We start from the raw sequence: 24976 nt of genomic DNA on the forward strand, positions 1-24976 counted from the left end.
TTTTGCTCTCCATGGTGGATCGTAGCAAGATGAAGATAAAAAAAACACGTCATGAGACACGGAAAAAAATTCAACCACTTAAGTAGACAGACTGGACATAGAAAAGCTATGTTGGCTAATATGGCTTGTTCTCTTATCGAGCACAAACGTATTAACACTACTGTTGCTAAAGCTAAAGCGCTTAAACAATTTGTTGAGCCTTTAATCACAAAATCAAAAGAGGATACGACTCACAATCGTCGTATTGTTTTTGCTTACTTACGTAACAAATACGCTGTAACTGATTTGTTCAGAGATGTTGCTGCTAAAGTAGGTGACCGTCCAGGTGGATACACTCGTATCATTAAAGTTGGAAATCGTTTGGGAGATAACGCTGATATGGCGATGATCGAACTTGTTGACTTCAATGAACTTTACAACGGAGGTAAAAAAGAAGTTAAAAAAGCTAAAAGCCGTCGTGGTGGTAAAGCTAAAAAAGCTGAAACTGCTGCTCCAGAAGCTCCTGCTGCTGAAACAGAAACGACTACTGAAGCTTCTGAATAATTATGAAAGTAATCATTCTATAAAAATCAAGGATAAACTAATTTTTAGTTTATCCTTTTTTTTTGATTTTTTTGAAACGGCAGAAATGTAACTTATTTAAAATGATAGGTTTTATTTTTACGAATGAAAGTTTTAAAAAATCTTGGAAGGGCTATTTTAAAGAAGTAAATTTGCAAAATTCTAATTACATTTAAAACCGTTATTTTGGTTTTATAACTTGATTAAAAAAACAATACAAATTAAATAATGAAATACACAACACGACAAAGCGCCATTTTATTACTTAGTGATGGAACAATCTTTCACGGAAAATCTATCGGAATCAGCGGTAAAACTTTCGGTGAAGTTTGTTTTAATACGGGAATGACTGGATATCAGGAAATTTTTACTGATCCTTCTTATTTCGGGCAAATTATGGTTGCTACAAATACACATATCGGAAACTATGGTGTTAATGATTCTGAAGTTGAATCTGATAGTATTAAAATTGCCGGTTTAGTTTGTAAAAACTTTAGTTTTAATTATTCTAGAGAAAATGCTTCTGGAAGTTTAGAAGATTATTTCACTAAACAAAATTTGATCTGTATTTCTGATGTTGATACGCGTGCACTTGTAAGCTATATCCGTGACAATGGCGCAATGAATGCTGTTATTTGTACAGATGGAACTTCAATCGAGGATTTAAAGAAGGAATTGGCTAATGTGCCAAATATGGAAGGTTTAGAGTTAGCTTCTAAAGTTTCAACTAAAGAGCCATATTTCTTTGGGGATGAAAATGCTACCTACAAAATCTCGGCTTTAGATCTTGGAATTAAAAAGAATATTTTGAGAAATCTTGCTAAAAGAGATTGTTATATTAAAGTATATCCTTTCGACTCAACTTATAAAGATATGTCTGAGTTTAATCCGGATGGATATTTCTTGTCAAATGGACCTGGGGATCCAGATCCTTTATTCGGAGCAATTCAGGTTGCAAAAGAAATTTTGGCAGATAACAAACCTTTATTTGGAATCTGTTTAGGGCACCAAGTGATTGGTCTTGCAAATGGTATTGAAACTTATAAAATGTTTAATGGCCATCGAGGAATTAATCATCCAGTTAAAAACATCATTACAGGCAAAGGTGAAATAACTTCTCAAAATCACGGGTTTGCTGTTAGAAAAGAACAATTAGAAAATCATCCAGAGTTAGAAATTACTCACTTGCATTTAAATGATGGAACTGTTGCTGGAATGCGAATGAAAAATAAAAATTGTTTTTCAGTTCAATATCACCCAGAGGCTAGTCCAGGACCACACGATTCGTCATATTTGTTTGACCAATTTGTGGAGAATATTAAAAGTAGCAAAGTCTAAAACGATGTAGTTAATAAATAAACGGGTTTAATGACTAAAGCTCGTTTATAGTATTAAATATTTTTATAATTTCGAAAAAAAAATATAATTTATTAATAAAAAACAAAAATAATGAGTATTATAATTAAAGTTCACGCAAGACAAATTCTTGATTCTAGAGGTAATCCTACTATTGAAGTTGATGTAGTAACTGAAAATGGAGTTTTAGGTAGAGCTGCTGTTCCATCTGGGGCATCAACTGGAGAGCACGAAGCTGTTGAATTACGTGATGGAGGTAAAGCTTATCTAGGTAAAGGTGTTTTGAATGCAGTGAATAATGTAAATACTATTATTGCTGAAGAATTAGTTGGAACTTCTGTTTTCGAACAAAACACAATTGACCAATTAATGATTGATTTAGATGGTACTCCAAACAAATCTAAATTAGGAGCTAATGCTATTTTAGGTGTTTCTTTGGCTGCTGCAAAAGCTGCTGCTAACGAACTTGGTTTGCCATTATACAGATACGTAGGTGGTGTTTCTGCTAATACGTTGCCAGTTCCAATGATGAACATCATCAACGGTGGTTCTCACTCTGATGCGCCTATCGCATTTCAAGAGTTTATGATTTTCCCTGTAAAAGCAACTTCTTTTACACATGCAATGCAAATGGGGACTGAAATTTTCCACAACTTGAAAAAAGTATTACACGATAGAGGTTTAAGTACTGCTGTAGGTGATGAAGGAGGTTTTGCTCCAAACTTAGCAGGTGGTACTGAAGATGCTTTAGATACTATCAAACTTGCGGTTGAAAAAGCTGGATATTCTTTTGGTGATGAAATTATGATTGCTCTTGACTGTGCTGCTTCTGAGTTTTATGTAAACGGTAAATACGATTACACTAAATTTGAAGGAGAAACTGGGAAAATCAGAACATCTGCTGAGCAAGCTGAATACTTAGCTGAACTTGTTGCTAAATATCCAATTATCTCTATCGAAGACGGTATGTACGAAGATGACTGGGATGGATGGAAAGCTTTAACGGAAAAAATCGGAGATAAAGTTCAATTAGTTGGAGATGACTTGTTTGTTACTAATGTTGCTCGTTTGTCAACTGGTATCGAGAAAGGAATTGCTAACTCTATCTTGGTAAAAGTAAACCAAATTGGTACTTTAACTGAAACTATTGCTGCTGTAAACATGGCGAAAAATGCTGGATATACATCTGTAATGTCTCACCGATCTGGAGAAACTGAAGATAATACAATTGCAGATTTAGCTGTTGCTTTAAACTGTGGTCAAATTAAAACAGGTTCTGCTTCTCGTTCAGACCGTATGGCTAAATACAACCAATTATTGAGAATTGAAGAAGAATTAGGAAGTACAGCTTATTTTCCTGGTTTAAATGCTTTTAAAATCAAATAATTGAACAAATTATATATTGGAAAAAACCATCCGCCGCCGCGGATGGTTTTTTTTTGGACTTTTAACAAATTCATAGCAGTATTCTTTTTTTAATTAGTCTTAAATTCATTAGATTTGATAAATTATTATTTAAAGAATTATTTCCAGTATATTATGTCAAAAATAGCTACATTAGAAATAGATGGTAAGAAGGTTGAACTTCCAGTAATCACAGGGAGTGAAAACGAATCAGCTATCGATATCAACAAATTACGTGATTTAACAGGTTATATTACTCTTGATCCAGGGTATAAAAATTCAGGATCTTGTACAAGTGAAATTACTTTCCTAGATGGAGAAGAAGGAATTTTGCGTTACAGAGGATATTCAATCGAAGATCTTGCTGAAAAAGCAAGTTTCTTAGAAGTTTCATATCTTTTGATTTTTGGTGAATTACCTACAGCTAAGCAATTAGAAGATTTTGAAAATGGTATTAAAAAACATTCTTTGGTAAACGAAGAAATGAAAAATATCATTGACGGTTTCCCTAAAACAGCTCACCCAATGGGAGTGTTATCTGCTTTAACAAGCGCTTTAACAGCTTTTAATCCAAAAGCAGTTAATGTAGATAATGAAAAAGAAATGTACGAGGCTATTTGTAAAACAATGGCAAAATTTTTAGTGATTGCTACATGGACTTACAGAAAGTCTATGGGTTATCCTTTAAATTACTATGATAATACAAAAGGTTATGTAGAAAGCTTCATGCAATTAATGTTTAAATTGCCTACAGGACCTTATGCTGCAAATCCAGTAATTGTAAATGCTTTAGATAAATTGTTTATTCTTCACGCTGATCATGAGCAAAACTGTTCTACTTCTACGGTTAGAATGGTAGGTTCTTCTCATGCTGGTTTATTTGCTTCAGTTTCTGCAGGGGTTTCTGCACTTTGGGGACCACTTCACGGTGGAGCAAACCAAGCTGTGCTTGAAATGCTTGAAGAAATTAATAAAGACGGAGGAGATACTGATAAGTTTTTAGCGAAAGCGAAAGATAAAAATGACCCATTCCGTTTAATGGGATTCGGACACAGAGTTTACAAAAACTTCGATCCAAGAGCTAAAATCATTAAAAAAGCAGCAACAGAAGTATTAGAGACTCTAGGTGTTGAAGACCCGATTTTAGAGATCGCAAGAAAATTAGAAAAAGCAGCTCTTGAAGATGAGTATTTCAAATCAAGAAACTTATATCCAAACGTTGATTTCTACTCTGGAATTATCTACAGAGCTTTAGGAATTCCAACTGATATGTTTACTGTAATGTTTGCAATTGGAAGATTGCCAGGTTGGATCGCGCAATGGAAAGAAATGCGTGAAAACAAAGAGCCAATTGGAAGACCAAGACAAATTTATACAGGACATCCTTTACGAGAGTTTAAGTCTAATAAATAAAAAAACGAAAGCTTCACTTACATGTGAAGCTTTTTTTATCTTTGCTCAAAATATAATAAAGTTATGTTGCAATTAAATGTAAAGAACGAAACGTCTCGGCTTCGTGCTGTAGTTCTGGGTTCTGCTGTTCATAATGGTCCAACTCCAACTATAGAAGAGGCTTATGACCCTAAATCATTGGAACATATTAAAGCAGGAACTTATCCTGTAGAAAAAGATATGGTTGCTGAAATGGAAGCTTTTAATGCTGTTTTTCAGAAATATGATGTAACTGTTTATCGTCCAGAAATGATCGAAAATTATAATCAGATTTTTGCTCGTGATATTGGATTTGTAATTGATGATGTTTTTGTAAAATCTAATATTCTACCAGACAGAGAAAGAGAATTAGATGCTATTCAATATGTAATTGATCAGATTGATCCATTAAAAGTTGTTCGCCCTCCAGAAGAAGTTCATATAGAAGGTGGAGATGTTATGCTTTGGAACGATCATATTTTTATAGGAACTTATAAAGGAAGCGATTATAAAGATTACATTACTGCGCGAACAAATATGCATGGTGTAAATTATATCAAATCTTTGTTTCCTAATAAGATTGTAAAAGAATTTGATTTAGTAAAATCTAAATTAGAGGCAAGGGATAATGCGTTGCATTTAGATTGTTGTTTTCAGCCGGTTGGGAAAAATAAAGGAATTATCTATAAAAGGGGCTTTCGCGAAGAAGCAGATTATCTTTATTTAGTGAAACTTTTTGGAAAAGAAAATCTATTTCATATCGAAAGAAACGAAATGTATAATATGTTTTCGAATGTGTTTTCAATTGATGAGAATGTGGTGGTGTCTGAGAAGAATTTTACAAGATTGAATAACTGGCTTCGTGAAAATGGCTTTATTGTTGAAGAAATTCCATATGCTGAAATTTCAAAACAAGAAGGTTTGTTGAGATGTTCAACTTTACCATTAATTAGAGACTAAAAGAGTTTTTTTGTTTCAAGTTTCAGGTTTCAAATTTTTATAAGACGTGAAACCTGAAACTTAAAGCTTGACTCGAGGCTTTAGCCGAATTGGCGAAGCAAACGAAAAAATAAAAAAAAATGAAACAAACTACTAATGCTATCGTGATGATTCGCCCAGTTGCATTCAGAATGAATGAACAAACGGCTGTCAATAATTATTATCAAAAAGTATTAGACGGACTTTTGCCAAGTACTGTCAATGCTAAAGCACAACAGGAATTTGATGCTTTTGTAGAAAAACTTAGAGCAGTTGGTGTTGATGTAACTGTTGTTGATGACAATTTAGAGACTGATACTCCGGATAGTATTTTTCCAAACAATTGGGTTTCATTTCATGAAAATGGAGATGTGGCATTGTATCCAATGTTTGCTGAAAATCGTCGTCAAGAACGCCGCGAAGATATTTTAGATACTTTGGAAGAAAAAGGATTTGAAATTTCTAATATTATGGATTATACTTCTGCAGAAGAAGATGGTATTTTCTTAGAAGGAACAGGAAGTTTGCTTTTAGATAGAGCCAACGGAAAGGCATATTGTGCATTGTCTCCAAGAGCAGACGAAGAATTGTTTATAGAGTTCTGTGAAGATTTTGATTATGCTCCTGTAATTTTTGAAGCTTTTCAAACTGTTGATGGTGAGCGTAAATTAATTTATCACACTAATGTGATGATGTGTTTAGGTGAGACTTTTGCCGTTATCTGTGCAGATTCTATTGATGATAAGAAAGAACGTAAAATGGTTCTGGATAATCTTAAACAAGATCAGAAGGAAGTTATTTTAATTACAGAAGATCAAGTGAATAATTTTGCTGGAAATATGCTGGAAGTTCGCGGTAAAGATGATAAGAGATATATTGTAATGAGTGCTTCTGCGCATCAAAGCTTAACTCCGAAACAAATTGCCCAATTGGAAAACCATGCAGAAATTTTAAGTTCAAGTTTAGATACAATTGAAGCTTGCGGAGGAGGAAGTGCTAGATGTATGATGGCGGAAGTTTTCTTGCCAAGAAGCTAGAAACAATATTTTAAAAAAGTGGGGATGAAATTTATTGAAAATTTCATCCCCACTTTTTTTTTGGAAATTTTTTATTTTAATTAAAAATTCCCTTTAATAATATTAACTATGGCACTTACAATATATTGAATGCCGATTGAAATAACAATAAAGCCGACAATTCTTGAAATAGCAACAATTCCGGAAGCGCCTAAAATTCTAGCTAAATAATGAGCGCTCTTTAAAATGGCAAAAATTGCTACCGCAATTGCTAAAATCGCTAAGGAAGATATTATGATTTCGTTTATTTCGTGGTGTTCTTGATAAAAAGCAATTAAAAGCGACATTGATCCAGGGCCAGCAAGCATTGGTATTGCTAAGGGAGTTAGTGCAATGTCGTTTCTGTGCTGTGCTTCGTTTTCAATTTTTTTGTTGATTCCTCGTTTCTTGTTGAATTTACCTGAGAGTAAAGAAAAGCCAGAATTTACAATTACGATTCCGCCTGCAATTCTTAAAGCGTCTATGCTAATGCCGAAAAAAGTTAGAACATATTGACCAATGAAATAAGATACCAATAATATGATGAAAACATTAATAGCAGTCCAAAGAGAGATTCGGGATCTTTCTTTTTGAGAATCGTGTTGGGTTAATCCAACAAAAATTGGTACAGTCCCAATTGGGTTTAATACCGAGAATAAAGCAGCAAATAAGTAAATAAATAATTCCATAAAGTATTGGTTAGTGAAGTAAATGTAGTTATTTTTTAATGCTTTTGTGTGAAATTATGTTATAATAATGTTTTTTATTGTTGCTGATTCTGAATCAAAGATATAAAGTTAAATCGTTCTTTTTGATTACTTTTGCAGTCTAAATAAGAACCATGAAAAGTAAAAAAACATTAGTTATAGGAGCATCAACAAATCCTGAACGTTATTCATATAGAGCTGTAAATATGTTAGTAGGAAAAGGGCATTCAGTGTTGGCAATCGGACAAAAAACAGGCGAAGTAGCTGGAGTGAAAATTCAGACTAAGGCAATGCCAGTTAAAAATATTGACACTATTACTTTGTATTTAAATCCTGTTCGTCAAAGAGATTATTATAATTATATCGTCGAATCACACCCTAAACGAGTAGTTTTTAATCCAGGGACTGAAAATCCACAATTGTATCAATTGTTAGAGTCGAATGGTATTGAGGTAGAAGTAGCTTGTACATTGGTTTTGTTAGCTACAAATCAGTATTAAACAATAAGTTGCTGCTTTTGTTTGAGCCTGTAAAAGAAAGAGGTTTCGTAATAAATTTTAAATAGGATTAAGCCTTGAATTTAATGACTCTAATGTAGGCTAAATCATTAAAAGTATTACTTTTGTCGTCATGGAATTTTCATCAAAATTAATTGAAAAAGCAGTAAACGAGATGTCGCAATTACCTGGTATAGGTAAGCGTACGGCACTTCGGTTAGTTCTTCATTTGTTGAAACAGCCTAAAGAACAAACCGCTTTTTTGTCTCAAGCATTATTAAATATGCGTGAGGATATAAATTTTTGTGAAAGCTGCCATAATATTTCTGACACCAAAATTTGTGAGATTTGTGCTAATCCAGTTAGAAATCATGAAACAATCTGTATTGTGGAAGATATTAGAGATGTGATGGCAATAGAAAATACTGGACAATTTAAAGGAATATACCATGTGCTTGGTGGAAAAATTTCTCCTATTGAAGGAGTTGGACCAAATCAGTTAAATATTTCTAGTTTGGTAGCAAAAGTAAAATCTGGAAATGTGGCAGAGATTATTTTTGCGTTAAGCTCGACGATGGAAGGAGATACAACAAATTTTTATATTTATAAGCAAATTGCAGATAGTGAAATTATAATCTCAACAATCGCGAGAGGAATATCGGTTGGAGATGAATTAGAATATGCAGACGAAATAACACTAGGACGAAGTATATTGCATAGGGTTCCTTTTGAAAAAACATTTAAAAATAATTAACTAAACCCCAAATAGCAGTTAGGTTTTTTTTGATATTAAAGGAAAAGATCTTTGCGATAACATTGAACGAATGACAAAAAACAGTTTTTTTCTATTCTTATTAATTTCAACATTATTTACCTCGTGTATTCCTATCAAAGATTTGGTTTACCTTCAGGATAAAAATGATTCAGGTGAGCAAAAATCAATTGCAGCGGTAGAATCAAAACCATATAGATTGCAAGTAAATGATATTATTAGCGTCAATATAAAAGCGATTGATCCAAAACTGGTTTCTATTTTTAATACATCAGAAAGTCAAAGTGGTCAAATGTCAAAGACAGAATCAGGACTTTACTTTGATGGGTTTACAGTTGATGATCACGGAAATATTAGAATGCCAATTCTGGGAGAAATTAATGTAATTGGATATACTCTTGAAGAAGTTCGTGTTAAAATTGAGAAAAAATTACTGGAAGAATATTTTAAAAGTGAGGCCAATATTTTTGTTACAGTTAAGTTAGCCGGTTTTAGGTATACTATCAATGGAGAAGTTGGAAATACAGGGACTAAAACATTATTTAAAGATAATGTAACTATTTTGGAAGCTGTTGCTAATGCAGGAGATATTACTACTGTGGGAAATAGAAAAGAAGTGACAATAATTAGGCAAACTCCAACTGGAGCTCAAATGCATAATATTGATCTTACAGATGTAAATGTGATGAAGTCACCTTATTATTATTTGCAGCCAAATGATTATATATACGTAAAACCATTGAGACAAAAAACTTGGGGAACTGGACAAACGGGAATACAGTCTATAGGAACAATAATTACATTGTTATCTTTGGCGACAACAGTTTATCTAATTATAAAATAAAAATAGATTTTTAAAATGTTAGACATTAAAGATTTTGCCATTTTTGAAAATCATTCACATTTTGATTTTAAAGGATTTCTGTTGAAAATTGCAAGTTACTGGAAATGGTTTCTTGCAAGTTTGGTTATTACATTCACGATTGCTTACCAGATAAATATTCGTAAAGAAAAAATTTACGGAATGCAAACCATGATTTCTATTAAAGAAGAAAGTAATCCTTTTTTTACATCAAATACAAGTTTAGTTTTCAATTGGGGAGGTATTTCAGATCAAGTAAACGGTATTTCTACAATTTTACAATCAAGATCTCATAATGAACGTGTCGTAGATAAACTTCAATTTTATATTGATTATTTAGAACAAGGAAAATACAATTTAATAGATTCTTACGGAGCAGTACCATTTTATGTAGAGATTGACAAAACAAAGGGACAGCTGGCAAACACATTAGTTGGTATAAAATTTCTAAGTGAAAATGAATATCAAATTCAAATTCCGTTTGAAAACAATTCGGTTTCGTTAATCTCTTACAGTAATAACTCTTACAGCAATACATCAGTACAACCTATAACTTTTGTTAAAAAGTACAAGACAGGAGAAAGTGTTAATCTTCCATTTTTGAATTGGAAACTTCAAATCGTTGATAATCCAGGATTTTATAAAGGGAAAGAATATTTTGTTAGGTTCAATGATTTTGACGGAACCGTATCTAGATATAAAGGAATAAATGTAGATGCAGGAAAAACTAGTGGATCGTTATTGACCTTATCAATGCAGGGAACAAATAAAAAAAGAATGGTTGATTATTTGAATTCTACTGTAAAGATGCTTATGAAATTGCAATTAGATGGTAAAAACCAATTTGCAACAAATACCATTAGGTTTATCGATAGTACTCTTATTGCGATGGAGTCTCAGCTTAAGCAAACAGGTAACGAATTAAAATCTTTTCAAAAAGATAAAAATATTTATCAAATAGAGGATGGGGGCTCTAGGGTTTCAGAAAAAATAATGAATTTTGATGTTGAAAAAGATCAAGTTACCAGAAAAATAGCTTATTATAATTCGTTAAGATCTTATTTAAATAGTAGTGACGATTATTCTAGATTACCAGCGCCCTCTGTTGCCGGAATTGAAGATCCTAATATTATTGCTAATGTTTCTAAACTTATTGCGCTTTCCACTCAAAGATCAGAAATGGCTTATGCTGTAAAAAGTGAAAAAATATTTAAAGATTTTGATAATCAAATGGCTGCGGTAAAAAATGTTCTTCAAGAGAATATTGTTACGGCAAAGTCTTCTTTGGTTTATGATTTATCAATGTTAAATGCCAAAATTGGCCAAGCAGAAAGCACTGTTAAAAAACTTCCTGCTGAACAGCAGGAATTGCTGAAGATTAAAAGAAAGTATGATTTGAATGACAATATCTATACAGAGTTTCTTCAAAAAAGAAATGAGGCGGAAATTGTAAGAGCATCTAATCTGTCTGATATTCATTTTATTGATCCTGCAAAAGATATTGGCGGGGGGTTAATAGGGCCAAAGACTTCTGTAAATTATGTAATGGCTTTGTTTTTAGGGATTTTAGTGCCTTTGTTATTTGTTCTAATAATATTTTTTATTAATAATTCTATTCAGAATAGCGAAGATATTAGTAAATTAACTCAAATTCCATTACTTGGAGTAATTGGTCTTAACAAAGACTCTGGCAATATGGCTGTTTTTGAAAAACCAAAATCAGCTCTTTCGGAATCCTTTAGAGGTATAAGGTCTTCGCTTCAGTTTTTATATAAAAAGCAACAGGTTAGCGGATCTAAAACGTTAATGATAACGTCTTCAATTAGTGGTGAAGGAAAAACATTCTGTTCTATAAATATAGCTACTGTTTTTGCTTTAAGCGAAAAGAAAACAGTAATTGTTGGTCTAGATTTAAGAAAACCTAGATTAGCAGATGAATTTCAATTAAAGTCATCTTTGGGAGTTGTTAATTATTTGATAAAGCAAAATAGCTTGGAAGAAATCACTAATTCAACACAGATTCCAAATTTAGACGTAATACTTTCGGGGCCAATTCCTCCAAACCCTTCTGAGCTGATTTTAAGTGATGCAATGAAAGAGCTGATTGACGAATTGAAACAGAAATATGATTATATTGTTTTAGATACTCCTCCAGTTGGCTTAGTAGCTGATTCATTAGAATTAGTTCAGTTTGCAGATGTAACATTGTATATTGTAAGACAAAATTATACTAAGAAAGATATGATAACGTTGTTAAATACTAGAATTAAACGTGGAGAGTTAAGCAACGTAAGCATTGTATTAAACGGTTATGAAAATAAAGCTAAGTACGGTAGTGGCTATGGGTATGGCTACGGTTATGGAGCTTATTCAAATGGTTATCACGAAGAAGAAGTTAAAAGTGGATTTTGGAAAACATTTTTGAATCGAATTAGAAAAAGCTAAAGTTTGATAAATGGAAAGTAAAATAAAAAATACAATTTTAATTACGGGAGGAGCTGGATTTATTGGTTCAAATTTGACTGAGTATTTTTTAGGCTTAGGTTATAAGGTGGTTTGTTTAGATAACTTTTCTACAGGACATCGTCATAATTTAAAAGACTTTTTAGATAATCCAGATTTTAGATTAATAGAAGGTGATATTCGAAATTTGGCCGATTGTAATTTGGCAGTTGAAGGAGTGAATTATGTTTTGCATCAAGCGGCTTTAGGATCTGTTCCAAGATCAATAAAAGATCCAATTACAACAAATGATGTAAATGTTTCTGGCTTTTTAAATATGCTTACTGCAGCGCGGGATGCTGAAGTAAAACGGTTTATATATGCAGCGAGTTCTTCTACCTATGGAGATTCTCAAGGATTGCCAAAAGTAGAAGATGTTATAGGAAAACCATTATCTCCTTATGCAATTACTAAATATGTAAATGAATTGTATGCAGAAATATTTAGCAGAACATACGGATTAGAAACTATTGGGCTTCGTTACTTTAATGTTTTTGGGCGAAAACAAGACCCAAATGGAGCTTATGCCGCTGTGATTCCAAAGTTTGTAAAGCAACTTATGAATAATGAGAGTCCAGTTATTAATGGTGATGGAAATTATTCTCGTGATTTTACATATATAGACAATGTTATTCAGATGAATGAGTTAGCAATGACTTGTCAAAATCCAGAAGCCATTAACACTGTTTATAATACAGCGTTTGGAGATCGAAATACATTGAATGACTTAATTAAGTCTTTAAAGGAATATTTGTCAGATTTTGATCCGAAAATAAAAGATATTCCAGTTGTATATGGTGAAAATCGAGTAGGAGATATTCCTCATTCTTTAGCAAGTATCGAAAAAGCAAAAAGAAATCTTGGTTATAATCCAAAGTATTCTTTGCAAGACGGATTAAGAGAAGCTGTTGAATGGTATTGGAATAATTTAAAATAATTTAAGATCAAGATAAAACAGATCAAATGAAAATTACAAAAATTTGCTGCATTGGTGCAGGATATGTTGGTGGACCTACAATGGCTGTGATTGCTCAAAAATGCCCCAATATTCAGGTTACGGTTGTTGATTTAAATGAACAAAGAATTGCAGATTGGAATGATCCGAATCCTGAAAATATTCCGATATATGAACCTGGACTTTCTGAAATTGTAGCTGAAGCGAGAGGTAGAAATCTGTTTTTTTCTACTGATGTGGATAAAGCAATAGACGAAGCTCAAATGATTTTTATTTCGGTAAATACGCCAACCAAAACTTATGGAAAAGGAAAAGGTATGGCAGCCGATTTAAAATATATCGAATTATGCGCTAGACAAATTGCAAGAGTTGCAAAACAAAATAAAATTGTAGTAGAGAAATCTACTTTGCCGGTTAGGACTGCTGAGGCTATAAAAAGTATTTTAGATAATACAGGAAATGGCGTTCAGTTTCAAATTTTATCCAATCCAGAGTTTTTAGCAGAAGGTACTGCAGTTACAGATTTATTAAATCCAGATCGAATTTTAATTGGTGGAGATACCACCCAAGAAGGAGAGGAAGCTATTAATTCATTAGTAGAAGTTTATTCAAATTGGGTAAGCAGAGATCGAATTTTAACTACAAATGTTTGGTCATCAGAATTATCTAAACTTACAGCAAATGCATTTTTAGCGCAACGTATTTCTTCAATTAATGCAATGTCAGAACTTTGCGAGAAAACTGGTGCAGATGTAAATGAAGTTGCAAAAGCAATAGGTATGGATAGCAGAATTGGACCTAAATTCTTAAGGGCTTCTGTGGGGTTCGGCGGTTCTTGCTTTCAAAAAGATATTTTGAATCTAGTTTATATAGCAAAATCATACGGATTGAACGAAGTTGCAGATTATTGGGAACAGGTTATTATAATGAACGATCATCAAAAAAGAAGATTCTCAAGTAAAATTGTTCAGACATTGTACAATACAGTAGCCGATAAGAAAATTACTTTTTTAGGTTGGGCTTTCAAAAAAGATACAAACGATACTAGAGAATCTGCAGCAATTTATGTTGCCGATGATTTAATAAATGAGCATGCAAAAATCTCAGTTTTTGATCCGAAAGTTTCAGAAAATAAGATGTTAAGCGATCTTAACTATTTAGAAACAAGATCAAATGAAGAAAATGCAAAAGCATTAGATGTGTTTGAAGACGCCTATAAAGCATGTAAAGATGCTCATGCAATTGCAGTCTTAACAGAATGGGATGAATTTACGACTTACGATTGGAAAAAGATTTATGATTCTATGCATAAGCCAGCTTTTATTTTTGATGGAAGAAATATTCTAAATGCTAAACAATTAGAAACAATCGGATTCGTTTATAGAGGTATTGGATCATAAACAGATTTTTGTGTTTATAAATAAAATGGAGCAAAATGCCTTGTTTCATGCTAAATGAAAAAGAATGAATTGGTACGTAGTTTATACAAAACCTAAATGGGAGAAGAAAGTTGCAGATAAACTTAATCAGTTGGGAATAGAATGCTATTGTCCATTGATTACTCAGATAAAACAGTGGTCAGATCGAAAAAAGAAAGTTGAAACGCCTCTTTTTAATTCTTATGTTTTTGTTCATTTGTCAGATTCCGATCGTAATTTGGTTTTTCAAGCGCAAGGAGTAGTAAGGTATTTGTTTTGGTTGGGAAAGGCTGCAATTGTAAAGGATCAAGAAATTGAAATTATTAGAACAAGTTTAAAAGATCCCAATTTGAGTGATGTTTCAGTTGCGGCTATTCAGGTTGGAGATAAAATTAAATTAGAGTCTGGTGCGTTTATCAATCAAAATGCAATTGTTCAGGAAGTCTCTAATAATTATTATGTGCTAGTGCTGGAAGCTTTAGGGTGTGTCTTGAAAATAAAATATAAATAACAGCGTTATTCAATAAAAAGTAAACAGAAGGGAAGTCTTTTTTTAGATATTTTTCTTCTGTTTTTTTTATAAAGTAATTATTTACAGCCTGATTAATAACGTATTGTGGTTAAGTGTTTTTTTATTAACAATTTGTTTTTGAGTATTACGGGAAACCGTATTGATTAACTAGAGTTATTATACTATATTTGCGCGAAAATGATTAATTTAGGCATCTGAGTCAGATATTGTGACTTGGAACGGCGAAGCCGTGAATTTTTAAAAGCCTAAAGAAATTAAGAAGATGAAGTTAGAAAAAAATATTAAAATTGCAGTTATTGGTTTAGGTTATGTCGGATTGCCATTAGCACGACTGTTTGCAACAAAATATTCTGTAATTGGTTTTGATATAAATGAATCGAGAGTTAGTTCTCTGAAATCAGGAACAGACACTACTTTAGAAGTAGAGGATGATGTTTTACAAAGCGTTTTAGTAAATAAAACTGATGTAAAAGAAGGATTATATTGTACTACCTCTATAGCTGACATTGCTGAATGTAATTATTATATAGTTACAGTTCCTACACCAGTAGACAAAAACAATAGGCCAGATTTAACGCCTCTTTATAAATCTAGTGAAACCGTTGGTAAAGTTTTAAAAAGAGGAGATATAGTTATTTACGAATCTACAGTTTATCCTGGAGTTACGGAAGAACAATGTGTTCCGGTTTTAGAGCAGGTTTCAGGATTGAAATTTAATGAAGATTTTTTTGCAGGATATTCGCCAGAAAGGATTAACCCAGGCGATAAAGAGCATACAGTTGAAAAAATCTTAAAAGTAACATCAGGATCAACACCAGAAATAGGTTTAAAAGTTGATGCTTTATATAAGTCTGTAATTACTGCCGGAACTCATTTGGCTCCAACAATAAAAGTAGCGGAGGCAGCGAAAGTTATTGAGAACTCTCAGCGAGACATTAATATTGCTTTTGTTAACGAATTAGCCAAGATATTCAACTTAATGAATATTGATACCCAAGAAGTATTGGCTGCAGCTTCGACAAAATGGAATTTTTTGCCTTTCAAACCAGGTCTTGTTGGAGGACATTGCATTGGTGTAGATCCATATTATTTAGCACAAAGAGCACAAGAATTTGGATATCATCCAGAAATAATTTTAGCAGGAAGACGTCTAAATGACAGCATGGGTGAGTATGTAGCTTCACAAATAGTGAAGTTAATGATTAAAAAAGGTATTTCTGTTAATGGTGCTGAATTGCTAATGCTTGGAATTACTTTCAAAGAGAACTGTCCGGACGTTAGAAACACTAAGATTGTAGATGTTGTAAAGGCTTTAAAGGAATATGGAATTTTAGTAACCATATTTGATCCCCTTGCAGATGCACATGATGTAATAAAAGAATATAATTTAGTAACATTAAACTCTATTCCAAACAATAAATTTGATGCAATAGTTCTTGGAGTTTCACATGCTGAATTCTTAGAGCTAGATTTTGCTAAATTGCAAAAATCAAATAGTTTATTATATGATGTAAAAGGAGTTTTAGGGACTATAGCAGATAATAGGCTATAGAACTAAAAGTCTTTTTTTATTTTTAGAGAAAATGGAAACAAAAAAATCAATAGTACATGTAGTTTTGACAGGTGGAGTAGGAAGTAGATTATGGCCACTTTCTCGTAAAAGTCAACCTAAACAATATTTAGAGATATTTGAAGGAAAATCTTTATTTGAAATGACTATAGAACGAAATAGTCATTTGGCCGATAAAGTAATGGTAGTAGGGAATGTAGATAATCATCATTTAAGTGGAAAAGTGATGGATAAAACTAAAACTTCTTACACAAATATTGTTGAAGCGACACCTAGAAATACGGCAGCGGCGATTGCTTTTGCGGCTTTTGCTTCAAATCCAGATGATATATTAATTGTTACGCCTTCAGATCATATAATAGATAAAATGGAGGGATATAATAATGCGATCCAAGAAGCTATTTCTAAAGCTCAAGAAGATTATATTGTTACTTTCGGAATTATTCCAACGAAACCAGAAACAGGTTACGGTTATATTGAATCTAAAGGAGATGAAGTTTTGTCATTTCGGGAAAAACCAAATGAAACTACTGCAAAAGAATTTATTGCAAAAGGAAATTTTTTATGGAATAGTGGTATGTTTTGTTTCAAAGCAAGTGTACTATTAGATGAATTAAAACAATTTCAACCAGATGTTTACGAAAAATCTAAAATAGTTTGGGAAGCTTCTAAAGAAGGATTTTTAGATTTAGATTTATCAATGCAAATCCCGTCAATAAGTATTGATTATGCTGTGATGGAAAGGAGCAAAAAAATTAAAGTAGTTCCAGCATCTTTTTCTTGGTCTGATCTCGGTTCTTTTGAATCAGTATACGAATACTTAGTTTCAAAAGGACATCCTGTAGATTCTAATGGCAATATGGTAATAGGTTGTGATAGTCATACAACTTTCTTAGGCTTAAGAAATACTATTTTTGTACATACAGATAATGCTAATTTGATTTTACAAAAAGAAAACTCGCAGGATGTAAAGGATATATACAACGAATTGGAAAAACAAAACTCGGATTTATTAAATTAATAAAAAGCATTTTAAAATGAAAAAAATTCTAATAACTGGCGGAGCTGGTTTTATTGGTTCTCATGTGGTAAGACGTTTCGTAAACAAGTATCCGCAATATCAGATTTTTAATTTAGACGCTTTAACATATGCAGGAAATCTGGAAAACATAAAAGATATTGAAAATAATTCAAATTATACCTTTGTAAAAGGAGATATAGTAGATGAAAGTTTTATAAATGATCTTTTTAAACTTCACGATTTTGATGGAGTTTTACATTTAGCGGCAGAATCACATGTTGATCGTTCAATTGAAGATCCATTAGCATTTGTAAAAACAAATGTTATTGGAACAATGAATTTGTTAAATGCAGCTAAAAATCAATGGAAAGATAATTTTGCGGGTAAAAGATTTTATCATATAAGTACTGACGAGGTTTATGGCTCATTAGGAGCAACAGGATTATTTACAGAGGAAACGCCTTATGATCCAAATTCACCATATTCAGCTTCAAAAGCAAGTTCTGATCATTTTGTTAGAGCTTATGGAGAAACTTATGGACTTCCATATGTTTTAACTAATTGTTCAAACAATTACGGATCATATCATTTTCCTGAAAAGCTTATTCCTCTTTTTATTAATAATATTATAAACAATAAGTCATTACCTGTTTATGGAGATGGAAATTACACGCGTGATTGGCTTTTTGTGGAAGACCATGCAATAGCGATAGATTTAGTTTTTCATGAAGGAAAGAATCATGAGACGTATAATATTGGCGGATTTAATGAATGGAAAAATATAGATCTGGTTAAGTTACTATGTAAAATAATGGATGGAAAATTAGGACGAGAACAAGGTACTTCGGAAAAACTAATTACTTATGTAAAAGATAGACCAGGTCATGATTTACGTTATGCGATTGATGCTTCAAAAATTAATAGAGAACTAGGTTGGAAACCTTCAGTTACTTTTGAAGAAGGGTTAGAAAGAACTATCAATTGGTACCTGAATAACCAAGAATGGCTTCAAAATGTTACTTCAGGAGCTTATAAGGATTACTATCAAAAACAATACTCATAAAAGAAGATATTAAAATAATAAAAATTCTTTTAAATAATTTTCTCATAAACATGAAAAAAATAATATACGTTCTTGCTCTATTTTTTACTTTATTAATTTCTTTTAATGCAAATGCTCAGGATATTATAAAATCTAAAGACCTTAGTACTGTAAAAGTAGATTATTTATCAGATGATGAAATTGGAAAAATTGTTTCTCAACTAAAAAGTAATAAAGCAACAATTAATGATGTTGAATCGATGGCTCTATCAAAGGGAATGAGTCAAGTGGAATTTGATAAGTTAAGAGCTCGTGTTAATGAATACGAAAGAAAGAATACTTCAGATAAGGATAAAGATAAAAGTAAAAAGGATCAAGATAAATTAAAAAAGACAGATAAGGAATCGGAGTTTGGAAGAAAGCAAGAAAAAATAAAAAATGAAAAAATAAAAGATTCTTTAAATGCTTTAATTTTTGGTTCAGAACTATTTGATAATCCTACATTAAATTTTGAACCAGATTTAAACTTAGCCACTCCTATGAACTACGTTTTAGGCCCTGGTGATGAATTGCAGATAAGTATATATGGTGTCCAAGAATATAATGCCAATATACCAGTAAGCGTTGAAGGGAAAGTAAGTATTGATTATGTGGGACAAATATCCGTTTCAGGAATGTCTATTGAAGCAGCAACGCAGAAAATAAAAGCTGCTATTGCTAAAGTGTATAGCACTGTTCGCTCTGGACAATCTCAGGTGAGTATCAGTTTAGGAAAGATACGTACCATAAAAGTAACAATCGTTGGGGGGAAACAACCTGGTAATTATTCAATATCTTCTTTGGCAACTGTTTACAATGCGTTGCACTTAGCAGGTGGACCTGGAAAGAATGGCAGTTATAGAAATATTGAATTGATACGAAATAACAAGGTTTACAAGAATATTGATATTTATCGATTTTTAGTTAAAGGAGATCAGTCTGATAATGTCAGTTTAAAAGAAAATGATGTAATTAGAATCCCAGCATATACTCAAAGAGTTACTGTTGAAGGTGAAGTAAAAAGACCAGGGATTTTTGAAATGAGAAAAGGGGAGAAATTTTCTGACTTATTGAATTTTGCATCTGGGTTTAATGAATTTGCTTATACTGCTTCGGTTAATGTTCTTCAAAAAACAGGAAAAGAGTTTAAAGTTCACGATATAAACGAAAGTGAATACAGTTCTTATGAGCCTCAATCGGGAGATGTCTTTAAAGTTACAAAAATTTTGAACCGATTTGAAAATCGTATTAAGATTGAAGGTGCCGTTTTTAGACCAGATTATTATTCTTTTACTGAGGGAATGAGAATTTCAGATCTTATTATTAGAGCAGAAGGATTAAAAGAAGACGCTTATAGCAAACGAGCAAGGGTTATTCGTTTAAAAACAGATCTAACAACAGAAATTGTTAATGTAGATTTAGGTGTTGCCTTATCAGGTGATTTAAATGCAGATATTGAATTAAAAAGAGAAGATATAGTAACTGTATATTCTATTTTAGAATTTAGAGAGGAGTATAAAGTTACGATAGATGGTGAGGTAAAAAATCCTGGAGAATATGAATATTTCGAAAATCTTACTTTAAATGATTTAGTAGTTCAAGTAGGAGGCTTAACAGGTTCTGCTTCAAAAAGAGTTGAAATTGCAAGGATGATTAAATCTGATGCTATTGATGATGCTGATCCTAAACGTATAGAATTAGTTGAACTAGAGATAACAGCAGATAATAATGAGCAAATAAAGAATTTTGTCTTAAAACCTTTTGACGTTATTAATATTCGTAGAATGGCAGTTTATGAAAAACCTGAAATGGTTAAAGTAAGCGGAGCTGTTACATATCCAGGAAAATATGTTCTAGCAAATAAGAAGGAGAGAGTTTACAATGTAGTAATGAGAGCGGGTGGATTAACATCTATTGCAAATTTGGATGGTATGAAAATTAAAAGGCCGATCAAAGAAGAACAATTAGAACAATTGGAAAGCATAAATCTTAATTTGGAGAAAAAAGAAACATCAGATAAAAAAGAGGGAATTGAAGAAGAATCAAATTTTAAAACTAAAGATACGCTTAAATCTAAGTTGTCAAAAAAATTAAGAGATGAATTGAAATACACAACGATTCCTGTTAATTGGGAAAAAATTGTAAAAGATAAAAATCACTATTCTAATGTTACTTTATTTCCTGGTGACGAGATTGAAGTTGCCGTATATAACGAAGGAGTAAAAGTTACAGGGAATGTGTTGCTAACTTCTGAAATTCCATATAGAAGTGGGAAAGGATTTAAATACTATATCAACTCGGTGGGAGGTGCTGATAATAAAGGATGGACGAGAAAAGCTTATATAATATATCCTAATGGTAAAGCAGCGGTAACAACTTCATTTTTGTTTTTTAGATCTTATCCGAAAGTAGAACCTGATTCACAAATCGTTGTACCTGAAAAGCCTGAAAAGAAAAAGATGAGTGCTGGAGAATGGGCTGGGCTTGGGACTGCATTTGCTAGTTTGGCATTGTTAATTGTGACAGCTTTTAAATAAATAGTTTTTATACATAATATATTCAATGGAAAACGACGAAATTTCATTAAAAGAATTAATTAATAAGGCAAAAGAATGGTATTGGTTTTTGCTTAGCAAATGGAAGATTATTATTTTGGTAGGAATGATTGGTGCTTCCATAGGGGTGGTGTACTCCTTAGTCAAGAAGCCTACTTATAAAGCAACGTTGTCGTTTGCCTTAGAAGATGAAAAAAATGGTGGGGGTATAGGTGGTGCACTTGGTTTGGCAAGCTCATTTGGATTAGATTTAGGGAGTAGTGGCGGAGGAATATTTACAGCTTCTAATTTAACAGAATTGTTTAAGTCTCGTACCATGGTTGAAAAAACCTTATTAAGATCAGTATCTGTAAATGGGAAAAATATTTCATTAGCAGAAATGTTTATTCAAAATAATAAATGGCGAGAACATTGGAAGGATAATCTAAAAGTCGCTTCAATAGAATTTTTGCCAGCGAGCGATCGTAAAAACTTTACTCGAGTTCAGGATAGTGTATTGGGATTGATTTATAATAAATTGTTGAAAGAAGAACTATCTGTTGGACAAAAAGATAAAAAAATTTCTATTATTAGTATAGACGTTTCTTCTGCAAATGAATTGTTTGCAAAATATTTTTGTGAGGAATTAGCAAAAGAAGTTGGTAAATTTTATATAGAAACCAAAAGTAAAAAGGCTAGAATAAATATGAATATACTTGAGCGACAAGTAGATTCTATTAGGAGGGAGTTGAATGGTTCCATCACAGGAGTGGCAATTGCAAATGATAATACTTTTAATCTAAATCCTGCGCTTAATGTTAAAAGAGCTCCTTCTGCTAGAAGACAAGTGGATGTTCAGGCAAATACCGCTATTTTAACGGAATTGGTTAAGCAGGCAGAATTGGCTAAGGTAACTCTTAGAAAAGAAACGCCTCTAATTCAAGTGATAGATAGACCAATTTTACCACTCGCAAAAGAAAGGTTTGGTAAAGCGAAAGGAATTATTATCGGTGGTTTTTTTGGTGTTTTTTTTACGGTCATATATTTGATTGTAAAACGGATTTTGCGTAGTTTGAATGCCTAAATTGTGTATTAAACTTTCTCTTAAAGTTTATTTTAGAATTTTAGTAGAAATCAAGTAAAGTTTAAATTAAATAAAGGCTTACTATGATGAAGCAAATGTGCGCAACTTTAAAATAATAATAATGTGCTTACTTTTAGTTTGATATGTCATTAAAAAAAGAGACTATAAAAGGTTTTGTTTGGTCATTTTTACAGCAATTTTCCACGCAATTGATCACGTTTTTAGTTCAAATAGTTTTGGCAAGAGTTCTTCTTCCTTCAGAATTTGGCTTGATAGGAATGCTAACTGTATTTATTGGAATTGCCACGGCATTTTTTGAAGGTGGAATGACAAGTTCTTTAATCAGAGTTTCAAAAACAGACACGAGAGATTATTCAACTGTTTTTTTTTTTAATTTAGGAGTTAGTTTATTAGTATATCTTCTGTTTTTTGCGTTTGCTCCTTATATAGCGCTGTTTTATAAACAACCTTTACTTACAGATATAGCTAGGATATATGGGCTTTCCTTTGTTTTTTTAGCATTCGGAACTGTTCAAAATACTATTTTAATTAGAGAAATGAAATTTAAAAAGCAGGCAGTCATTACATTTCCTGCATTATTAAGTGGAAGTTTTTTAGGTGTTGTTCTGGCTTACAATAATTTTGGGGTATGGTCTTTAGTATATTCAATGCTTTTGACTAACCTATTGACATCTGTTTTTTTGTGGTTTTCATCCGATTGGCGTCCAGAATTTATTTTTGACATAGATAAATTTAAATTGCATTTCCATTTCGGATACAAGATGACTATTTCTTCGCTTTTAGATACTGTTTTTACCAATATTTATCAGATAATTATTGGTAGAATTTATTCACCAGTTACGGTAGGATATTACACTAGAGCTAATTCATTAATGATGTTGCCCGTAGGTAATATTTCAGTTGCTTTAAATAAAGTAGTTTTCCCTTTATTTGCTAAAGTGCAAGATGATATATCAGCTTTGAGAGAAGCATACAAGAAGATTATGTTGATTGTTCTTTTTATTGTAACTCCAATCATTGTACTGATGGCATTGTTAGGAAATGAGTTAGTTGTTTTTTTATTTACAGAAAAATGGTTGCCAGTTGTACCAATATTTCAGATTATTTGTTTTTCAGGTATTTTATATCCCTTGCATATGTATAATTTGTTGATACTTCAAGTAAAAGGCAGAAGTGATTTGTTTTTAAGATTAGAGGTTATAAAAAAAATAATTTTAATTTTCATAATTTTAATTTCTGTTTTTTATGGTTTTACTGCATTGTTGTTTGGATATGTTATTGCATCAATAATTGCACTTTTTATAAATACTCATTATGCAGGCTCTATTATTGATTATACAATGAAAAGGCAATTATTTGATATCTTCCCTATTTTTGCTATTTCTATTTGTATGGGCTTAATCGTTTTTTTAGTTAATAATAATTTAATTGCTTACAATAATATATCGCGACTTGTAATTAGTAGCATTGTAGGAACAATAATTTATATTTTTTTGGCTTTTGTATTTAAATTTCAAACTCTAAGTGATATTAGAAACATAATAAAAAAACAATGATACCAGTTACTAAACCATTTTTACCCCCACAAGAAGATTATAAACAATTGGTTGACGGGATTTGGAAGAGACAGTGGTTGACCAATATGGGGCCATTAGCTAGTGAACTCGAAATGAATCTTAAAGAATATCTTAAAGTAGATCATCTATTATTTGTTACTAATGGAACTGTAGCATTGCAGATGGCTATTAAAGCTCTTGATTTGAAAGGAGAAATAATTACGACTCCTTTTTCATTTGTAGCAACAACTTCTTGTGTTGTTTGGGAAGGATGCACTCCAGTTTTTGTTGATATAGATGAGAATACATTAAATATTGATGCTTCAAAAATCGAAAATGGAATAACTGAAAAAACGGAAGCAATTTTAGCTACTCACGTTTATGGTAATCCTTGTGATGTGGTTGCTATTGAAAATATTGCAAAAAAGCACAACTTGAAAGTAATTTACGATGGTGCCCATGCTTTTGGAGTACAAGTTAATGGAAAATCTATTTTCGAATATGGTGATATTACGACATGTTCTCTTCATGCTACGAAATTGTATCATTCAATTGAGGGGGGGCTAATTGTAACAAAATGTGCTGATTTACTCAAGAAACTTGCCTATATCCGTAATTTTGGGATCTCAGGTTTTGATCGTTTTTCTGAATTAGGTATAAATGGAAAAAATTCCGAATTTCATGCAGCGATGGGACTCGTGAATCTAAATCATATTGAAAGTATACATAATAACAGAAAATCGATAGTGTCAAGATATGACGAAAAACTAAAAACATTAAAAGCTTATCGACCAGTTTGGCATAAAGATTCTGAGCAAAATTTTGCATATTATTGCGTGGTACTAGAGAGTGAAGAATTGTTGTTAAAAATTAAATCAACACTTGATAGTAGTGAAATTTTTACAAGACGTTACTTCTATCCTTCGTTAGCAAGTGCTTTGCCATATCTTGAACCGAAAAAATTTAGCGTGACCGATGCTATTTCTAAACGAGTTTTGTGTTTACCATTATATTATGATTTAACCTTAGAAGAGGTAGATTTGATTTGTAGATTAATTTTAAGAGTTCAAAATAATTAA

The 24976-nt window shown here is 32.0% G+C and carries 21 protein-coding genes; 20 read left to right on the forward strand and 1 reads right to left on the reverse strand.

Translation table 11 applies throughout. From position 1 onward, the window contains the following. The first annotated feature begins 51 nt into the window (after window positions 1-51). From rplQ to ctlX, 6 genes are all read left to right on the forward strand, one after another. Window positions 52-543, forward strand: coding sequence for a 50S ribosomal protein L17 (gene rplQ / locus RB618_RS10330; protein ID WP_198857779.1), 492 nt, complete (start codon window positions 52-54; stop codon window positions 541-543). 246 nt (window positions 544-789) lie between these two features. Then, window positions 790-1899, forward strand: coding sequence for a glutamine-hydrolyzing carbamoyl-phosphate synthase small subunit (gene carA / locus RB618_RS10335; RefSeq protein WP_111379750.1), 1110 nt, complete (start codon window positions 790-792; stop codon window positions 1897-1899). A 111-nt stretch (window positions 1900-2010) separates the two neighbouring features. Then, the gene (eno, locus tag RB618_RS10340) at window positions 2011-3303 is read left to right on the forward strand and encodes a phosphopyruvate hydratase (protein ID WP_308068654.1); all 1293 of its coding nucleotides are present in this window, start codon (window positions 2011-2013) and stop codon (window positions 3301-3303) included. Between the two features lie 153 nt (window positions 3304-3456). Further along, a complete protein-coding gene (locus RB618_RS10345; RefSeq protein ID WP_308068655.1) occupies window positions 3457-4734 on the forward strand; it encodes a citrate synthase in 1278 nt (425 codons plus the stop codon). Between the two features lie 63 nt (window positions 4735-4797). Next, complete coding sequence (locus tag RB618_RS10350; protein ID WP_308068656.1) at window positions 4798-5712, forward strand: arginine deiminase family protein; 915 nt, start codon at window positions 4798-4800, stop codon at window positions 5710-5712. A gap of 119 nt (window positions 5713-5831) precedes the next feature. Next, window positions 5832-6767: a citrulline utilization hydrolase CtlX gene (gene ctlX / locus RB618_RS10355; RefSeq protein ID WP_308068657.1), complete on the forward strand. Its 936-nt coding sequence runs from the start codon at window positions 5832-5834 to the stop codon at window positions 6765-6767. Between the two features lie 80 nt (window positions 6768-6847). Here the strand turns inward: ctlX and RB618_RS10360 are convergent, their stop codons facing one another. Next, entirely contained in the window at window positions 6848-7474 is a 627-nt protein-coding gene (locus RB618_RS10360) for a MarC family NAAT transporter (RefSeq protein WP_095931487.1), read from the reverse strand. A 152-nt stretch (window positions 7475-7626) separates the two neighbouring features. On the opposite strand from RB618_RS10360, the gene RB618_RS10365 reads away from it, so the two are divergent. From RB618_RS10365 to RB618_RS10430, 14 genes are all read left to right on the forward strand, one after another. Then, window positions 7627-7992: a CoA-binding protein gene (locus RB618_RS10365; RefSeq protein ID WP_308068658.1), complete on the forward strand. Its 366-nt coding sequence runs from the start codon at window positions 7627-7629 to the stop codon at window positions 7990-7992. Between the two features lie 130 nt (window positions 7993-8122). Further along, window positions 8123-8743, forward strand: a complete 621-nt coding sequence (gene recR / locus RB618_RS10370) for a recombination mediator RecR (RefSeq protein ID WP_308068659.1) — start codon at window positions 8123-8125, stop codon at window positions 8741-8743. A gap of 70 nt (window positions 8744-8813) precedes the next feature. Beyond that, window positions 8814-9605, forward strand: a complete 792-nt coding sequence (locus RB618_RS10375) for a polysaccharide biosynthesis/export family protein (RefSeq protein WP_308068660.1) — start codon at window positions 8814-8816, stop codon at window positions 9603-9605. A 15-nt stretch (window positions 9606-9620) separates the two neighbouring features. Further along, a complete protein-coding gene (locus tag RB618_RS10380) occupies window positions 9621-12068 on the forward strand; it encodes a polysaccharide biosynthesis tyrosine autokinase (RefSeq protein WP_308068661.1) in 2448 nt (815 codons plus the stop codon). 10 nt (window positions 12069-12078) lie between these two features. Next, window positions 12079-13062 (forward strand): SDR family oxidoreductase, encoded by a 984-nt coding sequence (locus tag RB618_RS10385; RefSeq protein WP_308068662.1) that lies wholly within the window; start codon window positions 12079-12081, stop codon window positions 13060-13062. A 26-nt stretch (window positions 13063-13088) separates the two neighbouring features. Then, window positions 13089-14480 (forward strand): UDP-glucose 6-dehydrogenase, encoded by a 1392-nt coding sequence (locus RB618_RS10390; RefSeq protein ID WP_308068663.1) that lies wholly within the window; start codon window positions 13089-13091, stop codon window positions 14478-14480. Window positions 14481-14544: 64 nt separating this feature from the next. Then, window positions 14545-15009 carry a UpxY family transcription antiterminator gene (locus RB618_RS10395; RefSeq protein WP_308068664.1) on the forward strand — a complete coding sequence of 155 codons (465 nt, stop codon included), beginning with the start codon at window positions 14545-14547 and terminating at the stop codon, window positions 15007-15009. Between the two features lie 283 nt (window positions 15010-15292). Next, entirely contained in the window at window positions 15293-16582 is a 1290-nt protein-coding gene (locus RB618_RS10400) for a nucleotide sugar dehydrogenase (protein ID WP_308068665.1), read from the forward strand. A 31-nt stretch (window positions 16583-16613) separates the two neighbouring features. Next, window positions 16614-17621, forward strand: a complete 1008-nt coding sequence (locus tag RB618_RS10405; protein ID WP_308068666.1) for a mannose-1-phosphate guanylyltransferase — start codon at window positions 16614-16616, stop codon at window positions 17619-17621. Between the two features lie 16 nt (window positions 17622-17637). Further along, complete coding sequence (gene rfbB / locus RB618_RS10410; RefSeq protein WP_202005546.1) at window positions 17638-18684, forward strand: dTDP-glucose 4,6-dehydratase; 1047 nt, start codon at window positions 17638-17640, stop codon at window positions 18682-18684. A 50-nt stretch (window positions 18685-18734) separates the two neighbouring features. Beyond that, window positions 18735-21239: an SLBB domain-containing protein gene (locus RB618_RS10415; protein WP_308068667.1), complete on the forward strand. Its 2505-nt coding sequence runs from the start codon at window positions 18735-18737 to the stop codon at window positions 21237-21239. A gap of 25 nt (window positions 21240-21264) precedes the next feature. Continuing rightward, window positions 21265-22320, forward strand: coding sequence for a Wzz/FepE/Etk N-terminal domain-containing protein (locus RB618_RS10420; protein WP_308068668.1), 1056 nt, complete (start codon window positions 21265-21267; stop codon window positions 22318-22320). Between the two features lie 143 nt (window positions 22321-22463). Beyond that, window positions 22464-23897, forward strand: coding sequence for a lipopolysaccharide biosynthesis protein (locus RB618_RS10425; RefSeq protein WP_308068669.1), 1434 nt, complete (start codon window positions 22464-22466; stop codon window positions 23895-23897). Then, entirely contained in the window at window positions 23894-24976 is a 1083-nt protein-coding gene (locus RB618_RS10430) for a DegT/DnrJ/EryC1/StrS family aminotransferase (RefSeq protein ID WP_308068670.1), read from the forward strand. The genes RB618_RS10425 and RB618_RS10430 overlap by 4 nt, the downstream gene beginning before the upstream one ends.

Origin of the sequence: Flavobacterium sp. LHD-85, from assembly GCF_030929595.1 — a bacterium.
Taxonomy (GTDB): Bacteria; Bacteroidota; Bacteroidia; order Flavobacteriales; family Flavobacteriaceae; genus Flavobacterium.

Coding starts and splice junctions, on each gene's coding strand:
- rplQ (WP_198857779.1), top strand. CDS start 52: ATGAGACACGGAAAAAAATTCAACCACTTAAGTAGACAGACTGGACAT.
- carA (WP_111379750.1), top strand. CDS start 790: ATGAAATACACAACACGACAAAGCGCCATTTTATTACTTAGTGATGGA.
- eno (WP_308068654.1), top strand. CDS start 2,011: ATGAGTATTATAATTAAAGTTCACGCAAGACAAATTCTTGATTCTAGA.
- RB618_RS10345 (WP_308068655.1), top strand. CDS start 3,457: ATGTCAAAAATAGCTACATTAGAAATAGATGGTAAGAAGGTTGAACTT.
- RB618_RS10350 (WP_308068656.1), top strand. CDS start 4,798: ATGTTGCAATTAAATGTAAAGAACGAAACGTCTCGGCTTCGTGCTGTA.
- ctlX (WP_308068657.1), top strand. CDS start 5,832: ATGAAACAAACTACTAATGCTATCGTGATGATTCGCCCAGTTGCATTC.
- RB618_RS10360 (WP_095931487.1), bottom strand. CDS start 7,474: ATGGAATTATTTATTTACTTATTTGCTGCTTTATTCTCGGTATTAAAC.
- RB618_RS10365 (WP_308068658.1), top strand. CDS start 7,627: ATGAAAAGTAAAAAAACATTAGTTATAGGAGCATCAACAAATCCTGAA.
- recR (WP_308068659.1), top strand. CDS start 8,123: ATGGAATTTTCATCAAAATTAATTGAAAAAGCAGTAAACGAGATGTCG.
- RB618_RS10375 (WP_308068660.1), top strand. CDS start 8,814: ATGACAAAAAACAGTTTTTTTCTATTCTTATTAATTTCAACATTATTT.
- RB618_RS10380 (WP_308068661.1), top strand. CDS start 9,621: ATGTTAGACATTAAAGATTTTGCCATTTTTGAAAATCATTCACATTTT.
- RB618_RS10385 (WP_308068662.1), top strand. CDS start 12,079: ATGGAAAGTAAAATAAAAAATACAATTTTAATTACGGGAGGAGCTGGA.
- RB618_RS10390 (WP_308068663.1), top strand. CDS start 13,089: ATGAAAATTACAAAAATTTGCTGCATTGGTGCAGGATATGTTGGTGGA.
- RB618_RS10395 (WP_308068664.1), top strand. CDS start 14,545: ATGAATTGGTACGTAGTTTATACAAAACCTAAATGGGAGAAGAAAGTT.
- RB618_RS10400 (WP_308068665.1), top strand. CDS start 15,293: ATGAAGTTAGAAAAAAATATTAAAATTGCAGTTATTGGTTTAGGTTAT.
- RB618_RS10405 (WP_308068666.1), top strand. CDS start 16,614: ATGGAAACAAAAAAATCAATAGTACATGTAGTTTTGACAGGTGGAGTA.
- rfbB (WP_202005546.1), top strand. CDS start 17,638: ATGAAAAAAATTCTAATAACTGGCGGAGCTGGTTTTATTGGTTCTCAT.
- RB618_RS10415 (WP_308068667.1), top strand. CDS start 18,735: ATGAAAAAAATAATATACGTTCTTGCTCTATTTTTTACTTTATTAATT.
- RB618_RS10420 (WP_308068668.1), top strand. CDS start 21,265: ATGGAAAACGACGAAATTTCATTAAAAGAATTAATTAATAAGGCAAAA.
- RB618_RS10425 (WP_308068669.1), top strand. CDS start 22,464: ATGTCATTAAAAAAAGAGACTATAAAAGGTTTTGTTTGGTCATTTTTA.
- RB618_RS10430 (WP_308068670.1), top strand. CDS start 23,894: ATGATACCAGTTACTAAACCATTTTTACCCCCACAAGAAGATTATAAA.